Annotated in this window: 14 protein-coding genes; 9 read left to right on the forward strand and 5 right to left on the reverse strand. The window is 37.2% G+C overall.

Annotation, left to right across the window (positions count from 1 at the left end):
- Nucleotides 1-37 precede the first annotated feature (37 nt).
- The 9 genes from A7967_RS04085 (at nt 38) to A7967_RS04125 (ending at nt 11,824) form a co-directional block, all read left to right on the forward strand.
- Nucleotides 38-847, forward strand: coding sequence for a DUF3025 domain-containing protein (locus tag A7967_RS04085; protein WP_054204650.1), 810 nt, complete (start codon nt 38-40; stop codon nt 845-847).
- Nucleotides 844-1,632: an ABC transporter ATP-binding protein gene (locus A7967_RS04090; RefSeq protein ID WP_054204649.1), complete on the forward strand. Its 789-nt coding sequence runs from the start codon at nt 844-846 to the stop codon at nt 1,630-1,632. The genes A7967_RS04085 and A7967_RS04090 overlap by 4 nt, the downstream gene beginning before the upstream one ends.
- Nucleotides 1,625-2,833 carry an ABC transporter permease gene (locus A7967_RS04095; RefSeq protein ID WP_054204648.1) on the forward strand — a complete coding sequence of 403 codons (1,209 nt, stop codon included), beginning with the start codon at nt 1,625-1,627 and terminating at the stop codon, nt 2,831-2,833. Before A7967_RS04090 ends, A7967_RS04095 begins: the two co-directional genes overlap by 8 nt.
- 192 nt (nt 2,834-3,025) lie before the next feature.
- Entirely contained in the window at nt 3,026-5,026 is a 2,001-nt protein-coding gene (locus tag A7967_RS04100; RefSeq protein WP_054204647.1) for a hypothetical protein, read from the forward strand.
- Nucleotides 5,027-5,041: 15 nt separating this feature from the next.
- Entirely contained in the window at nt 5,042-5,461 is a 420-nt protein-coding gene (locus A7967_RS04105) for a hypothetical protein (protein WP_064435398.1), read from the forward strand.
- Nucleotides 5,458-5,895 (forward strand): hypothetical protein, encoded by a 438-nt coding sequence (locus A7967_RS04110; protein ID WP_064435399.1) that lies wholly within the window; start codon nt 5,458-5,460, stop codon nt 5,893-5,895. The genes A7967_RS04105 and A7967_RS04110 overlap by 4 nt, the downstream gene beginning before the upstream one ends.
- A gap of 81 nt (nt 5,896-5,976) precedes the next feature.
- Nucleotides 5,977-7,155 (forward strand): hypothetical protein, encoded by a 1,179-nt coding sequence (locus A7967_RS04115; protein ID WP_157756401.1) that lies wholly within the window; start codon nt 5,977-5,979, stop codon nt 7,153-7,155.
- A gap of 550 nt (nt 7,156-7,705) precedes the next feature.
- Nucleotides 7,706-8,482 carry a hypothetical protein gene (locus tag A7967_RS04120; protein ID WP_054204643.1) on the forward strand — a complete coding sequence of 259 codons (777 nt, stop codon included), beginning with the start codon at nt 7,706-7,708 and terminating at the stop codon, nt 8,480-8,482.
- A gap of 282 nt (nt 8,483-8,764) precedes the next feature.
- Entirely contained in the window at nt 8,765-11,824 is a 3,060-nt protein-coding gene (locus A7967_RS04125) for an ATP-binding protein (protein WP_054204642.1), read from the forward strand.
- On the opposite strand, the gene A7967_RS04130 is transcribed toward A7967_RS04125, so the two are convergent.
- The 5 genes from A7967_RS04130 to A7967_RS04150 all read right to left on the reverse strand — a co-directional run bounded on the left by A7967_RS04130 (nt 11,821) and on the right by A7967_RS04150 (nt 16,733).
- Complete coding sequence (locus A7967_RS04130; protein ID WP_054204641.1) at nt 11,821-12,651, reverse strand: UDP-2,3-diacylglucosamine diphosphatase; 831 nt, start codon at nt 12,649-12,651, stop codon at nt 11,821-11,823. The genes A7967_RS04125 and A7967_RS04130 overlap by 4 nt on opposite strands.
- Nucleotides 12,652-12,858: 207 nt before the next feature.
- The gene (locus tag A7967_RS04135; RefSeq protein WP_054204640.1) at nt 12,859-14,583 is read right to left on the reverse strand and encodes a proline--tRNA ligase; all 1,725 of its coding nucleotides are present in this window, start codon (nt 14,581-14,583) and stop codon (nt 12,859-12,861) included.
- A 90-nt stretch (nt 14,584-14,673) separates the two neighbouring features.
- The gene (gene tsaA / locus A7967_RS04140; RefSeq protein WP_054204639.1) at nt 14,674-15,378 is read right to left on the reverse strand and encodes a tRNA (N6-threonylcarbamoyladenosine(37)-N6)-methyltransferase TrmO; all 705 of its coding nucleotides are present in this window, start codon (nt 15,376-15,378) and stop codon (nt 14,674-14,676) included.
- Nucleotides 15,379-15,475: 97 nt separating this feature from the next.
- Entirely contained in the window at nt 15,476-16,048 is a 573-nt protein-coding gene (locus tag A7967_RS04145; protein WP_054204638.1) for an outer membrane beta-barrel protein, read from the reverse strand.
- Between the two features lie 211 nt (nt 16,049-16,259).
- Nucleotides 16,260-16,733, reverse strand: coding sequence for an acyl-CoA thioesterase (locus tag A7967_RS04150; RefSeq protein ID WP_054204637.1), 474 nt, complete (start codon nt 16,731-16,733; stop codon nt 16,260-16,262).
- Between the last annotated feature and the right edge of the window lie 3 nt (nt 16,734-16,736).

Here is a 16,736-nt window from a genome sequence, read left to right on the forward strand (position 1 = left end):
AACTCACCTCATAATAACTGTAAAGCTAAAGGTACTCATGAAACGATTTACCCCTTATGAACAATGGCATAGTGCAAGTCTTGAAAGTGGAGCATTTAATCATCTAAATACATTATTTGCTGTAAGTAATTTACCTGACTGGCCTCAATGTACGTGGTTTACATCGTTTCTTGATGCTAAAAATGCCAATCAACAAGCAATTACCTTTGTTGATGATGCATGTTTTAGTGAAGAAGAACGTTATTACGAACAAATAATCTTCGATACAGGGCAAGTACCTACACGACAACAAAACTGGCATGATTTATTTGGCGGTCTAATATGGTGCTTATTTCCTAAAACTAAGTCACTGATCAACCAGCGTCATATTGAAGAAATAACTCAACACGGTACAAAGCAGCGAACTAAGCATCGCAACGCGTTAACTCTATTTGATGAGTGTGGCGTTGTACTCGCTGTAAGTGATGATTCGTGGCCTAAATTACTCAAAAATCATCAATGGACTACGGCATTTTTTGAGCAACGCGAGCTATGGGGAAAAACAATTTTCCCCTATATTTTTGGGCACGCTAATTATGAAATGCTCACAAAACCCTATATTGGCTTAACGGGTAAAGCGTTATTTGTAAAAGTACCAGCTGACATATTTTGTAAAGATTTAGCACAGCAGTATCAGTTTATAGATCAAATGCTTTATGAGATGATTAGTGTTGACAACTGTTTAAGGGACAACAGCCTGCTATCGCCATTGCCTCTGTTAGGGGTGCCTGGTTGGTATGATAATAATAACTTAGAATTTTATAGTAATACGGATTACTTTAGACCTAAACGAAGGACACGAATATGATAGAAGTAACTGGGCTTAAAAAGAAATTTAAGCTGACGAAAGATCATAAAAAAAATAAATTAGAAAAAGTAGATCCGCGTGAAGATAAAGATTATTTTCATTCAGTTCGTGATGTCAGTTTTCAGTGCGCTAAAGGTGAAGTGCTTGGTTTACTGGGCCCCAATGGTGCGGGAAAAACAACTACATTACGCATGATTTCGACAGCATTAAAACCAGATGAAGGCACCATTTACATCGCTGGCGAAGATATTGTTAAAAAGCCTTTATTTGGGCGTAAATCCATTGGGTTCCTATCGGGTAGTACAGGTTTATATGGACGCTTAACGGTAAAAGAGAATATAGAATACTTTGCAAAACTACATGGTATGAATAAAGCCGCGATTAAAACGCGCTGCGATGAATTATTCGACCTACTTGATATGCATAGCTTTATTGATAAACGCGCAGAAAACCTATCAACAGGTATGAAACAAAAAGCAAATATTGCCCGTGCAGTCGTTCATCAGCCAGCGGTTGTGGTGCTCGATGAGCCGACAACGGGGTTAGATATTATGACCACACAAACTGTGATCGAATTTATCAAAGGGCTCAAAGCACAAGGCACACCGGTTATATTCTCAACCCATCATTTAGATGAAGTTGCGTTACTGTGCGATCGAGTTGCAGTGATCAACGAAGGGATCAGCTGCTTTGATGGCACTGTTGAAGAATTTAAACAGGCAGGTAATAGTGAAGAGCTAAACCAAGCGTTTATGAACATATTAACGGAGAAGCATAATGTTTGAAGTATATAAAAAGGAATTGAAAGAGCTCCTTCGCGACAAAAAAACCCTTATGTTTGTTGTGGCACTGCCAGTACTTATTTTCCCAATAATTTTTGCAGTTATGGCTTTTATTAGTTCGCAAGCCGCACTTGAAGCGGACCAAAAAGTTAATACATACGTAATTATTAATGGCGAATATGCACAAGAATTTACCGACAAAGTGTTTTACCACAAAAGCTTTGAACTCTATAAAGGCAGTAAAGCCTTTAATACAATAGAAGATCTTAAAGCAGGTGTTACAGCCGGCGATATAGATATGGGAATTTACTTGCCAAGTAATGCTGTAAAAACGCTCGATGGCGGTGAGCAAAGCAAATGGCAAGTTGTATTTAACGATGCAAAATCAATAAATTTTTTATTTAAACGGGTTAAAGAACTTGCTCAAGAATACAGCGACGTACTGCAAGCTGATAAGCTAAAAAGTTTTGGGATAGAAGAGTCTACGCACAAATCTATTCTTAACCCAATTGAAGTTGTTAAAGTAGATACAGCCGATAAGCGCGAAAACTTAGGAGAAAAAATTGGTGGCTTTTTACCTTACCTACTTATTCCATTAGTATTAATGGGGGCTACTTATCCAGCAATAGATTTAGGTGCCGGTGAAAAAGAACGCGGCACACTTGAAACATTGTTGCTTACACCCATAACACGCACAGAGCTGGTACTCGGTAAATTTATCACATTACTGACTACATCTATTGCATCAACCACAATTACCGTCGTCAGTATGGGCGGGTGGGTTGCAGTTGCATTGGCGTTCGCCGACTTAGAATTTATTAAAACGGCTTTTAGTACGTTAGCAGTAACCGATTTACTGATGATTTTTGTGTTATTACTTCCCCTGGCTGCCATATTCTCTTCTTTAGCGTTAGCTATCTCAATTTATGCGCGTACGTTTAAAGAAGCCCAAAACTACATGGCTCCATTAAGCATGGGTGTATTCTTCCCTATCATTATTTCAATAATGCCGAATATGGAATTGACCGCTAAAACCGCGTTTATCCCAGTAACAAACGTTGCGCTAGCCATTAAAGATATAATTAAAGGCACAGTTGATTACACATTTGTAGGGCTAATATTTTTAGCAACCGCACTTATTGCAGGTGCGTTACTGGCATTTTGTGTTAAATGGTTTAACCGAGAAGATGTACTATTTAGGTAGTGTGTTACTCATTATAAAAAGCATCACTTACGTGATGCTTTTTTGTTTCTTAAGCCATTTCTTTGAAGCTATTGTATTAAGTCATTAAATCGTTTAAGTTCATAAGCTGAGCTATGGATTAACCACAAGGATGGATTCTTGAAAATACCCCTATTCTACCTCTCGCTATTGAGCGTTAGCTGTGCTTTTTGCATGCTAACCTATACAACAACTTCACATGCAAAAAGCATTCAGCCAACCACCCATATAGGTACGTGGCAAAATAAAGATGAAGACGGTGATGGCGTACCTGATGAGCAGGATGACTATCCGTTTGATGCCGGTAAAACCACAATTATGGTTGTTCAAGAACAAGAGTTTAATAATAACGTTGGCCAAGCAAACCCAGTTGGGAATATACCTTTTAAAGCGGCGGGGGTTATTGCTAAAAATGTAGATATAGATGATTTTAAATTTAATATCCCCAGCTCAATGCTATTTGAAGACTTATCAGTGACGTTTATACTTTTTAAAGATGATTCACGTTTTACACCGTCTTTAACGATTATTAATAATAATGGCGATGTTATTTCTTCTATACCAACAAACATTGAACACGTTGGTAAAGTCGGTCAGGTTATTACCTTCTCGCCTAAGCAAGCGGGTGAATATAATTTAAGTATTACTGATAGAAACAACTTAGGTGCAGATAGCTTTACATATAAGGTACATGCGTTTATTGATATAGATAAAGACGCAGTTCCCACAAACAAAGAGCTTGCTTTGGGAATGAATCACCTTGGGCAACATACCGATGATGATAAAATACCCGATGGAAATGAGTACCATATTTATACAGCTAACTTTACCTTTAGTCATGATGCCGACAGTGATGGTACTCCAAACTGGCTTGATTTAGACAGTGATGATGATGGCATTAATGATGCTATAGAACAAACCTACGATTTAGATAACGATAAAAAGCCTGCCTTTATAGACCTAGATAGTGACAATAATGCAGTTTTAGATTCAGAAGAAGTAAACTTAGTTGAGTTTATCCGTTATGACTTTGATGGTGATGGCATCCCAAATTTTTTAGATACTGACGACGATGGCGACTTTTTGTTTGATGAAAATGACACTCAGCCACTAGAAAAACTAATTGGTATAAATAACTTATACCCATCAAATACCCCAGCCATTAGCTCTGCAGCATACTCTCATAGTGAACAGGTAGTATTCATTAACAAAGTTAGGCCTTTTTATCCTGCTAATTTAAACACAGAAAACCTAAAAGGTAATGCGGCACATTTGATAATTTTAAAAGGGGATAACAAACAGCCAGTCGTTAATTTACCAATGACAATTACATCAGATAATAAAATTGAACTTGTTATACCTAATTATCCAAAGGTAGCGTTGGGCGGAGAACCCATTACATTTTTTATTGCTATAGATGGCTATAAAACCAACAGTATTGATGCCACATTACTGCATCCAAAAACACCAGTTATTACAGGCATTCCGACTAAAAATGTAGTCGAAGGCGATAAAGTATTAATAACTGGTACAAATTTAGAAAGTGGTACTGCATTAGTTTTTGCGGATGGCCCAACAATAAAGTTGGATTATATAGATGATACTAATGCTAGTTTTATTGTGCCTAGTGATGTTGGTACAGGCTGGTTTAGCTTACAAAATGTATATGGTGAAAGTAACTATTCAAGTATCAAAAAAGAACACGTTATATCGCTAAAGGTTGTAATGCCCGATTACTTACATATTAAGGGGCCTTTTTATGTAGATAATTTAGACACAGAGTTTAACGATATCAATGCGTTTAATAACAAACAGATAAAAATAAGCTCAACTACTGATTATATCTCACTCTATTACAAAGATGGCATTTGTTTATTCCAAAGCTACATAGCCGATGATAGCCAAATAGAACTTAGTGTTGATAGTACACTTAAATCTTTTGTTTTACGTGCTTTTGCATATCAAAACAAAGTTGAGGATGTGCAGCAGTTAAAAAATAAAATAAGTAATTTAGCATCATATAAAGAGTTTAAATACTGGTATGAAAAAAAATTACGGCAAGAGTCAATTGATGCATTTTTAAAAGATGAGTCCTATAGCATTATTGGTAAAGCCACAGCAGTGGCAGATGATCTTTATAAAAAGCTAAAAAATGAACGCAAAAATAATCCATAGTACATAAGGAACGCTATGTTAAAAAAAACAATATGTGTATTGCTCAGCTCATTAGCTTTGCAAGGGTGTGTAGACTCACACTCAGTTAATGGTGTTATTGAAGGTTCTGTCGAACTAAAGCCCGATATTGGACTGTTGAATTATAAAGTGAGTGTTGAAGGTCTAGAGCGTGGTTGCTATCTATACCTTTCTAAACCAGATAATGACTTTTGGAATGTAGAAGATCAACAAAAAATGCTACAGGGAGTTTCTTGTTTTAATAATGAACGAAAGTTATTTGCTCAAGCACCTGACGTTAGTAGCTTTACCTGGGAAGAGGCTGATGGTGGTTTTAATTTTACTATGGATGCCACAGCAATCAGTGTAGATGAGGAAAAGCTTAATGTTTACACAACGTCCCCCTTATTAGTTCCGTTCACAAAGGATTTAAAATGAAATCACAATTAATAGCCTTTTCTAGCATTATGTTTTTAAGCACATCAGCTTTTGCAGATGAATCAAATGTGAATTTTCCTGCTAAGGATAATCAAGATCCATTATTTATTAAAAAATGCGAAGAGTTTAGAAAAGCAAAAGCTGATAAAGACATTGATACCTTGATGTCTTTTGTACCAAAGCATTTCAAAGATACTGAGGACGAAAAAAAACGCGCTATCGCATACTTGAGTAAAAAGGCAGAAAAATTTCAAAAGTATGTAACAAGCCCTGAATTCGAGGTTTTATCTCAAAAACTATCAACAGAGACAAAACCTCTTTTTGCTCAAGTTAAAATTGAGGCTAAATATGGTGAAAAGAACTTAGTGTCGGATGGTTGTGGCTTTAAATATACCAAAGAAGACGGTTGGATAATTATTATTGCGTCTAGCTAATTGGCTTTTCGAATACCTTAAGTATTTATATGTTATGAGAGTATGTACCTAAGCATGCTCTTTTTATTTAAAGAGGGAATTTTGGCTAATTCAATTATATTAAAATCACTATTAGAAACGATTAAATGGTTGCTAATTTGGCTAACTGTAGCAGGGCTTGTACTAGGTGTTTTAAGTCAAGGCTTGATTGTTGATACAGGTGATGGGCTTGATGTTTTATTAATTATTGCACTTTTGATGTTTCAACATCGATTAAAATTTGATGAGCACAATAATCAAATAGATGTAAAGTTGGGGGCTTATTTTTTTAAGAAAAAAATCTTCACGTATAGTCATCACACCATTGATACTAGCAAGATTAAAACAATTTCATGCCAAGATAATAAAGCCATTAGCGTGATTGATATTAATTACACTTCAGCAGAAGGCAAATTGAGCACTTACACGTTTAGGTGTTTTAAACAAGCCAAGCAAGCGCAGTTAGTAGTGAGTAAACTGTCAACTGTTGAGCGCGTTTATACAGATAAACGTGAAGAGGCTGAGGCTGAAAAAACAAACTCAGCAACGGTGAGCAAATTTTCAAAAATATTCCCGCAAAATACTATTTTAGGTAATGCTGAAGCTAAAAATAATATTTCTATTCTAAGGTGTGCGCTGCCACTTCCTGATAGTAAGAAAAAATCGGTCTATCTCACCGTAGCTTGCTTTACTTTGCTTACCGTATTTATTGCCTTTTCGTCACAAAACTGGAAGCCTGCAATGGCTTTTTTGGTGATAACGTATTTTAGTTATTGGCTTGCACGAGCATTTATTTGCCATAACTATTATTTAGTAAAAACATCTCCTTTTATTGATATTAAAATAAATAGCGATGAGCTTTATCTGCCGGCGTTACTATTTACCGACAAAAAACCGCGCACATTAACTAAACAGGATATTATCAGCATCGAGGCTAAATGGAATTACAATTACGACACAATTGATGACTCTATTGGCAGAACTACAAAAAGGTCACACTTAATATCGCTTGTTTTTAATACCACAAAAGGGCAGAGCATAGCACTTTCTCACTGGAGTGTTGATAGTGAGGTCCTCGTATATTCGTTACTAAAATACCAATACCCAGTTTCATTAGATAGAACAAGCGAAATGGTTTACCCATTTAAGCGGCACATTGGCTTGATGGTCGGCTTATTTATCGTGATAGTAATTATCAATGCGAGTAATTTACCAAACCTTATAAGCTCTTTTAATTCGTAATATTTTAAGGATAATTAATAAATACTTATTGCCACTGTCGCTATTAGCAAGCTTTACATGCCACGCAGAGATTGATTTAACAATCCCAAAAGAAAACTGCCTTAAAGCAGTAGAAATAGTAAAAAATAAAGATGAACAGTTATTTAAGTAAGCAACTTTTTACACCTGTTGATCATATCCCAATGCAGATAAAGCGATCACCAAACATGTTGATAGGGCACATAAAAAATACTACGCAAAAGAGTACGATGGCATAAAAACTTTCGTCTTGTTGAATCAAAGCTTGTTAACTACTCTGAAAATACTGAGTATAGCGTTGTTAAAGAAACGTATAAAAAGTGGGGATATACAGAGCAAGCATTTATATATTATAAATTTGATGCCAATGATAAAAGGTTTAAAGATCAGCGCAAAGTTTATAACAAATGCCGTTTTGGCTTAAAAGATGGCAAGTGGTATATGGATAATTTACTGAAAAATTAATTTTAGTGTGTTTCAATTAAAATTAGAATATAAAATAAGCAATTAATAAATAAGGATATACGTTAAGGTGCAAAAAAATATTAAACTAGTCGCTATTTTTTTCTTCTTGTTGATAAGCAGTCAAACGATAGCTAATAGCAATAACTTAACAATAAAATACGAAGTGATTAAGGGCGGCGAGCATTTTGCTGATATTACAATCAAGGTTAACGACACCTACTTACGCACCGATTACCAGCTAAAAGATGAAAAGCTTACTGAGATGACTGTAAAGTGGAAAGGTCAATATGTTATTGAGCATAAAACCCAGCGAGCTTACTTACTTGACTACAATGTTACTAACCAAAGAGCAGAAGATGCACGCAAAGAAATGGCTGCACAAATCACTAATATATCGGCAGAACAGATATTTGAAATGAGTATTGATCCTATCAATGATGAAAGTGAATTTATACGTTATGAAAAAGTAGGAAACAATAAATTAGTTGGAAAGTTTGAAGGTGATGTTGATCATGAAATTCAGTACCTTGAGCTGCCTAATAAGTATATGAGTCAAAAACAATATGACTGGTTACTTTCAAGAGCCAAAGAAGATCGCAAATTTGGCCAAGCCTTTGTTGCTATTCTAGAGCAGCCACTTTCTGAAGTTATTCGCAGAGTGAGTTATCAACATGCTGTTCTTCCTGTCCAAATAAAAACATATGACTATGATATAAACCTAAAGTCTGTTGATTCTAAATTTATTGATGAGAGTGAACTGCAAATCAAAGCAGGGATTATTCAGGCAGATATGACTCATTCTGCAATCCAATTTTTAGAAAGCTTATCACAGCGCTTCAAATAATAAATTGCCAATGGTAGTGCGGCTGTAGTGATCTCGGTTCACTTATCGGTTTTTGTGAACCACAATTTTTAGAGACTGTAAAATTCAGAGTCAAATCGAAACAAGCTACATGTCGGATCATAAAAACGTTTATTTAGGAACGTGGGATTTTGATGTTGGTATGATATTAAGTAATTTACTCTTTATTCTCTTAAATAGTACAAATTTTAAAAAATTTAACAAATTCATATTCTACTTGCTCTATACTATAACCTGTATTTGAAAAGCTATATGGCAATATTAATGCACTTCCAATCTTCAATTAGTCATCTTTTTCGCAGCAATAAAATATCTTTATTAGCGCTGCTCGTCTTTAGCATTATCGCGATCTCTGCTTTATATATATTCGAGCTTAAAGTTAGACAAGATGTTTACCGCACAGCTCAAACTAACCTCAATCAAGAATTGAGTACAAAAAGCTTATCTTTAAAAAGACAGTTAAAAAGTAGTGTTACGTCTATTCGTTTTTTAAATGCCACACCGCCCATTTCAGGTATTAGTAGAGCAACAGATAATAATTTTATAGATCCGCTTCTAAATACACCCATTGAAGTATGGCAGACACGTCTGGCTGGGATTTTCAGTGGTTTTATGAATACAGACGAGTATTTATTACAGGCAAGGTACATAACTTTAGCCAATGATGGCCAAGAGGTTGTAAGAGTAGACAGAGATTTAGATGGTGTTATAAGACGTATAGAAGGTGAGCAATTACAGCATAAGGGCCAGCGAGATTATATGCTTAAAGCCAGTATGTTAGATCAAAACTCTGTTTATATATCACCCATTGACTACAACCGAGAAAACGGAGAGATCCAAGTTCCCTATGTAAGTACTTATAGGGTAGCTAAACCTGTGTTTAATAAGGAAGGGTTTGTTTTTGCAGTACTTGTTACAAATTACTTTGCAGAAGAACTCTTTGATAGTTTGATTTTTAGTCTTCCTGATGGGGTAGATATCTATCTTTTAAACAATCAAAATCAGTTTTTATCGCACCCGCAGTCAGATCTGACATTTGGGTTTGAATTTGGTCAAGATATAACATGGTCAACTGTTTTCAATGAAAGCCAAGATATCAGTATGCAAGATACTTTGGCTATGAGTGGTTTACCAAATCAGTATTACCTCAAGCAACGCATTGCATTTGATAGTAACGATATTAGCATGTTGCCTTTAGAGCTTGTAGTGTCAATTGACACTTCGGTATTACTAAAAGAAATTGCAAATAGGCGTGAGAGTTTCATTTTAGTGGTTTTTTCACTGTTTTCAGTATTATTGTTTATGGTCTTGTTTTATCAACGTTACATTAACCGTAAGTTAGAAATTCACTCATTGAAAGAACAGAATAATAAAATCATTGAGAACTCACTAGATTCAATCGTCACTGTAGAAGAAAATGGTGTGATCAGTAATGCAAATAAAACAGCGTTGCAAAGCTTTGATTTACTATTAAATGAAACGAATTTTACGCAGTTATTTGAATTAAAAAATAAAGATAAGCACAGTTTAAGTGAAACTATCAACGAAGGAGCAAAACCACCATTTGAAGCTGTATATATAGATACTGATAACATCCGGCACTTTTATTCTGTTACTTTAACCTGTGTTTTTGATGTGTTCACTCAGCGAAATCAAATAGCGGCGATTTTGAGAAATATTAATTCTTTGAAGCAAACTCAGAGCGAGCTTGAATTATTAAACGAGACACTAGAGTTAAAAGTATCACAGCGTACAGTGGAGCTTGAAAGTGCGATAGAAGAAGCGCTTGCAGCCAGCCAAGCTAAAAGTGATTTTGTGGCGAATATTTCCCATGAGATCCGCACGCCAATGAATGGTGTGTTGGGGATGCTAGAAATGCTTAAAGAAGACCCATTAAGTGACGTGCAGCTACAGTATTTAAGCTTTGCAAATAGTAGTGCTAATTCATTAATGACACTTATAAACGACATTCTTGATTTTTCTAAGATTGAAGCGGGTAAGCTTGATATTGATAATCATAGCTTTGATGTGATTACTGTTTGCAGTGATATGATCACTTCAATGGCGATACAGGGCCAGAGAAAAGGGCTCGAAGTGTTATTAAATACCGATAAAGTCATGGATCGAATGCTTGTTGGGGATAGCCATCGTTTAAAACAAATTTTGATCAATTTATTAAATAATGCTTTTAAATTTACCCACCAAGGCGAAGTAAGTTTAACACTTGATTGTAAATACCTAACTGAAGATAAACTACGTATGAGTTTTTCTATTCAGGATACTGGCATAGGTATTGCGCAAGAAAATATAGATAAATTATTTGATGTATTTACTCAAGAAGATACAAGTACTACTCGACACTTTGGTGGTACAGGGCTTGGTTTATCGATTTGTAAAAAACTAGCGCAACTAATGGGCGGAGATATAAGTGTAACCAGTAAAAAAGGCAAAGGCAGCTGCTTTACTGCCTATGTAGATCTTCATGTTGCACCCGAGAAAAAATTAAATACCCCTATTGAATTAGCCGCAGATATTCAAGTAGGCGTGTTAATTGCAAAAGAGAGTGTGTTTCAAAATATTACCAATTTACTTGTCAAAAACTGTAAAGTTGATTTAAATAACATACAACGTTTTGATTATCTAGAAGAGTACGATACGTTCAATGTCGACCTCATGGTGATTGATAACGAGCACCCACTGCTCGATAAATTAATCGCTTTATGCGAACAGCAAAATAAAAAGTATATGTTAATTTTGCGTGATTTATTATTAAGTAAGGCTGATAAAGCGAGCTTTCCTGAAAACTGCCACATGCTTAATAAGCCGCTAACACAAGATCAGTTTAGCTATAAGCTGGCAAGTATATTTGGTGCAAGTAATAGCTTTTTACTTCCTTCCCAGAAAGCTGATTCAGAAGGCGAGGTTCATGTTGATCTCTCTCGATACAAAGTCTTGCTGGTGGATGATAATATGATCAATATCGAAGTTGCTAAAGCCATTTTAAAACGAACCCAGGTCAGTATTACGTGTGCAAGCGATGGTGTGGAAGCACTCGAAGCATTACAAGCGCACCAACAACAGCCATTTGATGTTATTTTAATGGATTGTCAAATGCCTAATCTTAATGGTTATGATACGACAAGTGAGATCCGAAATAATAAAGCCGGCATTGTCTATCGCCATATCCCGATTATTGCTATGACAGCCAGTGCAATGGCAGGGGATAGGGAACGGTGTATTTCAGCGGGTATGAATGATTACATTACTAAGCCTATTAAACCAAAAACCTTGAAAAACAAGTTAGCGATGTGGCTGCTTAATTAAGCAGCCGATTTTTGCTCCTTATTTTTAACTCGGCTGTGTGATGATTCATCTGCTGAGTTAAGCACTTTTTTGGTATCACTCCAATGTAGCAGTTCAATCCTTCCACATGCTTGCTCTACCAGTGCTGTGCAGCTTTCTATCCAATCGCCATCGTTGCAATACACAATCCCATCAACTACTTTAATTTCAGGGTGATGGATATGACCACAAATAATTCCATCAACACCTTGTTTTTTCGCTTCATGAATAGCTGCATTTTCAAAAGCTTCTATTGCTTCTCGTGCTTTATGAACGCGGGCTTTTATCCACGCTGCAAGTGACCAGTAGTTCTGACCAAACAGCCGGCGAATACGGTTCGTCCAGCGATTTAAAAAAAGTAAAAAATCATAACCCGCATCACCTGCAATACTTATTAGCTTGTTGTAGCGAGTGGCAGAGTCAAAATCATCACCATGGACAAGCAAAAAGCGCTTATTAGCTTTTGTGGTATGAATATATTGCTGGTGTACTTCAATACCGAATAAGCTGTTGTTTATATATTGCCTGAATGTTTCATCATGATTGCCGGGAATATAGATAACACGCGTGCCTTGAGATGCTTTTTCTTGAATGCATGTTAAAACTTGGTAATGGCTTGAGTGCCAATAAAAGTTGCGCTTCATAGACCAAAGATCAATTATGTCGCCTACTAAATAGAGGGTATCGCATTCAATGCTGTTTAAAAAATCGAGTAGGTAATCAGCTCTGCAATCTTTATAGCCCAGGTGTACATCTGAGATCCATACTGCGGGAAAGTATTGTTTATCACTTGTGTTGTTATTAGTCATAGTCGTTATTGATAGTGTAATAATAACTACGTTAGGTAACTTTGATGACGTTAACACGACAGTTTAACGAAACATCTATGACACTTAGTATCGAGCTCAGCATAACAGAGCACATGCTTACAATGAAAAAAGTAGTGTGATGATAAAAAGCAGGGAACAAAAAAGCCGCATAAAGCGGCTTTTATATTCAACTAGATTGACGTTAAATTAAACGTTCATCGCAGTTTTAATTGCTTCTACAGCGGTATCAATATCAATCATTAGCTTTTCGCCAGTACGGCGATTTTTAAGTTCTACTTTGTTTTCATCAAGGTTACGTTCGCCAATAACCAATGTGAAAGGCACACCCAATAATTCCATATCGTTGAACATCACACCAGGGCGTTCTTTACGATCATCAAATAACACTTCTAACCCTGCTGCTTTTAACCCTTCATAAAGATTATTAGCAATATCAGGAATACGATGAGATTTGTGCATATTCATTGGCACAATAGCAATGTCAAATGGCGCAATAGGCTGAGGCCAAATAATACCGTATTGGTCATTATTTTGCTCAATAGCAGCAGCGACGATACGAGACACGCCAATACCGTAACAACCCATGGTCATTATTTGGTTTTTACCTGTTTCGCTTAATACACCGGCTTTCATTGCTTCTGAGTACTTAGTCCCAAGTTGGAAGATATGACCAACTTCAATGCCGCGCTTGATTTGTAAGTTACCTTGACCACAAGGGCTGGCGTCACCTTCAACAATGTTACGTAAGTCAGCAACTAGGTAATCTGTTACATCGCGATCCCAGTTTATGCCACTGTAATGCTCGTCGTCTTTATTAGCGCCTGCAACAAAGTCAGCCATCACATTGGCTGTGCGGTCAATAATAATTGGCATAGATAAACCTACAGGTCCTAAAGAACCAGGTTTTGCACCTACAGCGGCAATAATATCAGCTTCTTTTGCCATCTCGAGAGGCGCATCGACTAATGGGTGTTTCTCTGCTTTAAGTTCATTAAGATCATGATCACCTCGCACAACTAAAGCAACCAAGCCTCGTTGGCCTTCTTCATTTGGTGCGCCATATACAATCAGCGTTTTAACACCACGATGTGGTTTTACACCGTAATGCTTTTTAAGCTCATCAATAGTTTTTGCATCTGGCGTAGGGAATGCTTTTAATTCTTTGCTCGGTGCAGGGCGAGCTTCACTTGGTGCGAGTGCTTCTGCTTTTTCAATGTTCGCAGCGTAGTCACTGGCATCACTAAATGCAATCGCATCTTCACCAGACTCAGCCAATACATGAAACTCATGCGATACACTACCACCAATCGACCCCGTGTCAGCAATAACTGGGCGGTAATCTAGGTTTAAGCGTTCAAAAATATTACAGTATGCTTTGTGCATCGCTTGGTAAGTTGCATCTAAACATTCATCACTTAAGTGGAACGAGTATGCGTCTTTCATGGTGAATTCACGTGCGCGCATTACACCAAAGCGAGGGCGACGTTCATCACGTACTTTTGTTTGTACTTGATACAAAGTGATAGGTAGTTGCTTGTAAGAGTTGATCTCTTTACGAACAAAATCAGTGATCACTTCTTCGTGAGTTGGGCCTAATGCAAACGTTCGATTATGGCGATCTGTAAAGCGGACTAACTCTGGGCCAAACTGATCCCAACGACCCGATTCTTCCCATAAATCAGCAGGCTGAATTACAGGCATTAGCATTTCGATAGCGCCTGCTTTATCCATTTCTTCGCGCACGATGTTTTCTACTTTACGTAACACGCGTAAACCAGAGGGTAACCAAGTATATAGGCCCGACGCGACGCGACGGATCATACCCGCTCTTAACATTAATTGATGCGATACAATTTCAGCATCTGAAGGCGTTTCTTTAAGTGTTGCGAGAATATATTGACTGGTACGCATGTTTATTCCGATAGTTATAAAATTATTATTTCAATAAGGCACTCAGTTTAGCAGTGGTTGCTTTTACACTAAAGCGCTAAGTGTGTTTTTCTAGTTTTTTTCTATGCTAGTGACGTAGTTATGTTCGCCGTTAACCTGCCAACGGATATTAAAATCATACAAGGTCATCCCATAACTTTGTTCACCCTCTTTTTGTTTTTTGTAAGCAGGGCGAGGGTCTTGCTTAAGGACATTATTGATAAAGTCGTGTAAATCAGGGTAGTCGGTCTGCTGTTTGATAAACTCGAGTACTGATGAGCTAAATTCAACGGTCATTTGCGTTTCTGGGCGAGTATCAGCAAAGCCTGCGGTTGCATCGACCATAGCATCAGAATAGGGTAAATAAGGTTTTATATCTAAAATTGGTGTGCCATCAAGTAAATCAATGCCCGCTAACAATAAGCATAATTGACCATTTTTATATTCAATGCCTTCGAGCTTTACTGCGCTCATACCAATGGCATTGGGTCTAAAGGTCGCACGTGTTGCAAACACACCTTTACGCTCATTGCCTCCTAAGCGTGGCGGTCTAACCATCGCAGAGTAACCTTTATCAGCGGTTTCATGAAAACGAAAGAGTAACCAAATATGGCTAAACTCATCTAAGCCACGAACAAACTCCTCGCGGTTAAAATCAGCAGCAAACACAAGCTTTGCTTTGGCTTGTGGCACTAAACGAGGTTGGCGAGGAATAGCAAACTTCTGTTTATAGGGAGATTGTATATGGCCAATGGCCGTTAGTTGAAAATCGTTCATGAAACTCAATGACTGTTGAAGATACGCCATTCTACCTGTTCATACTAAAAAAGGCAGCCTGAAGCTGCCTTAAACAAGGGGAGTTTATAAAAAAATGTTAGAACATGTATTGCACTGAAACAGACGCGACATCCATATCAGTATCAATATCGTCTTCTAATTTATAGCGTTCATACTCTAAGCGAACTTGCACGTTGCTTGTAAATGCGTACTCTAAACCCGCACCGTAAAATACATCACCTCCACTTTGCTCAGCAGAAATTTCGCCAAGGGCAGGGATATCGCTGGTTACTTCTGCGTCCCACTCTAACCAACCGCCTTTAGCATAAACTGAAAAGCTCTCAGTAATTGGCGCTGCTAAGCGTCCGGCGAGAGATATACCATCTACTTCGGCATAGCTGTCTATGTCACTTACTTCATCAAAATTTTGATAAGCAAGTTCGAGACTTAAATATTTATTAAATTGGGTACCAATGTAGCCTTTGAGCATTTGTGAGTCATCGTCAAAATCAATGTCGTTTTCTGAATCTTCAAATTGAAAAGAATATTGACCGTAGCCGATACCAGTATAAATACGTGGTGAGTCCATCTCGTTAACATCAGCCTGCGCTGCAGAGTTAAAGCCAAGAGTTGCTAAAGCAAGTGCTGAAAGAGAAAGTGTTTTAATCATTAAATAGCTCCTTTATAAAATAAAAATAAATAACCCGTGGTTACTTGTCTCTTTTATAACTGCATTGATTATGCCAGCTTGAAGTTGGCTAAATTAAAAGCTAAAAATGGTGTTTTTGTCTAATCTATCAGCAGGTTGGTGTGTTTTTATTCATGTGTTCAGTTTCGCCATGGAAAGCTTTTCATGGCGATATGTAAACTTTACTTAGTGATTATTCTGGCTCACATTTGTGTAGTAAGGTCTCAGTTTCAATGGCGATTTCTTTCATTTTTATTGCGTAGTTTTCAAGTTGTTTCTCTTCGCTACTCACTGCCACGTATTCTGGCACATTAACAGGATAGCCAGTTTCATCCATGGCTACGAAACTAATAACACAGTGATTTGTTTCAACCATATTTTGTGTTTTGGGATCACCACATCGCACTTGTATAAAGATTTGCATGCTTGTTTTACCCGTATGAGCGATTTTAGCTTCTACCTCAACTATTTGACCAACAAGAATAGGGCGGCGAAATTTAACACCAGCCACTGACACCGTAACGCAGTAGTGGCCACTCCAACCAGCGGCACATGCATACCCAGCTTGGTCAATCCATTTCATGACAACACCACCGTGGACTTTTCCTCCAAAGTTAACATCGGTGGGCTCAGCTAAAAAACGAAACACTACATTTGACGACGGCATACA

Origin of the sequence: Pseudoalteromonas neustonica, from assembly GCF_001653135.1 — a bacterium.
Taxonomy (GTDB): Bacteria; Pseudomonadota; Gammaproteobacteria; order Enterobacterales; family Alteromonadaceae; genus Pseudoalteromonas; species Pseudoalteromonas neustonica.

Excerpts from the sequence above, each read along its gene's own strand:
- A7967_RS04085 (WP_054204650.1), top strand. The coding sequence starts at position 38 with ATGAAACGATTTACCCCTTATGAACAATGGCATAGTGCAAGTCTTGAA.
- A7967_RS04090 (WP_054204649.1), top strand. The coding sequence starts at position 844 with ATGATAGAAGTAACTGGGCTTAAAAAGAAATTTAAGCTGACGAAAGAT.
- A7967_RS04095 (WP_054204648.1), top strand. The coding sequence starts at position 1,625 with ATGTTTGAAGTATATAAAAAGGAATTGAAAGAGCTCCTTCGCGACAAA.
- A7967_RS04100 (WP_054204647.1), top strand. The coding sequence starts at position 3,026 with ATGCTAACCTATACAACAACTTCACATGCAAAAAGCATTCAGCCAACC.
- A7967_RS04105 (WP_064435398.1), top strand. The coding sequence starts at position 5,042 with ATGTTAAAAAAAACAATATGTGTATTGCTCAGCTCATTAGCTTTGCAA.
- A7967_RS04110 (WP_064435399.1), top strand. The coding sequence starts at position 5,458 with ATGAAATCACAATTAATAGCCTTTTCTAGCATTATGTTTTTAAGCACA.
- A7967_RS04125 (WP_054204642.1), top strand. The coding sequence starts at position 8,765 with ATGCACTTCCAATCTTCAATTAGTCATCTTTTTCGCAGCAATAAAATA.
- A7967_RS04130 (WP_054204641.1), bottom strand. The coding sequence starts at position 12,651 with ATGACTAATAACAACACAAGTGATAAACAATACTTTCCCGCAGTATGG.
- A7967_RS04135 (WP_054204640.1), bottom strand. The coding sequence starts at position 14,583 with ATGCGTACCAGTCAATATATTCTCGCAACACTTAAAGAAACGCCTTCA.
- tsaA (WP_054204639.1), bottom strand. The coding sequence starts at position 15,378 with ATGAACGATTTTCAACTAACGGCCATTGGCCATATACAATCTCCCTAT.
- A7967_RS04145 (WP_054204638.1), bottom strand. The coding sequence starts at position 16,048 with ATGATTAAAACACTTTCTCTTTCAGCACTTGCTTTAGCAACTCTTGGC.
- A7967_RS04150 (WP_054204637.1), bottom strand. The coding sequence starts at position 16,733 with ATGCCGTCGTCAAATGTAGTGTTTCGTTTTTTAGCTGAGCCCACCGAT.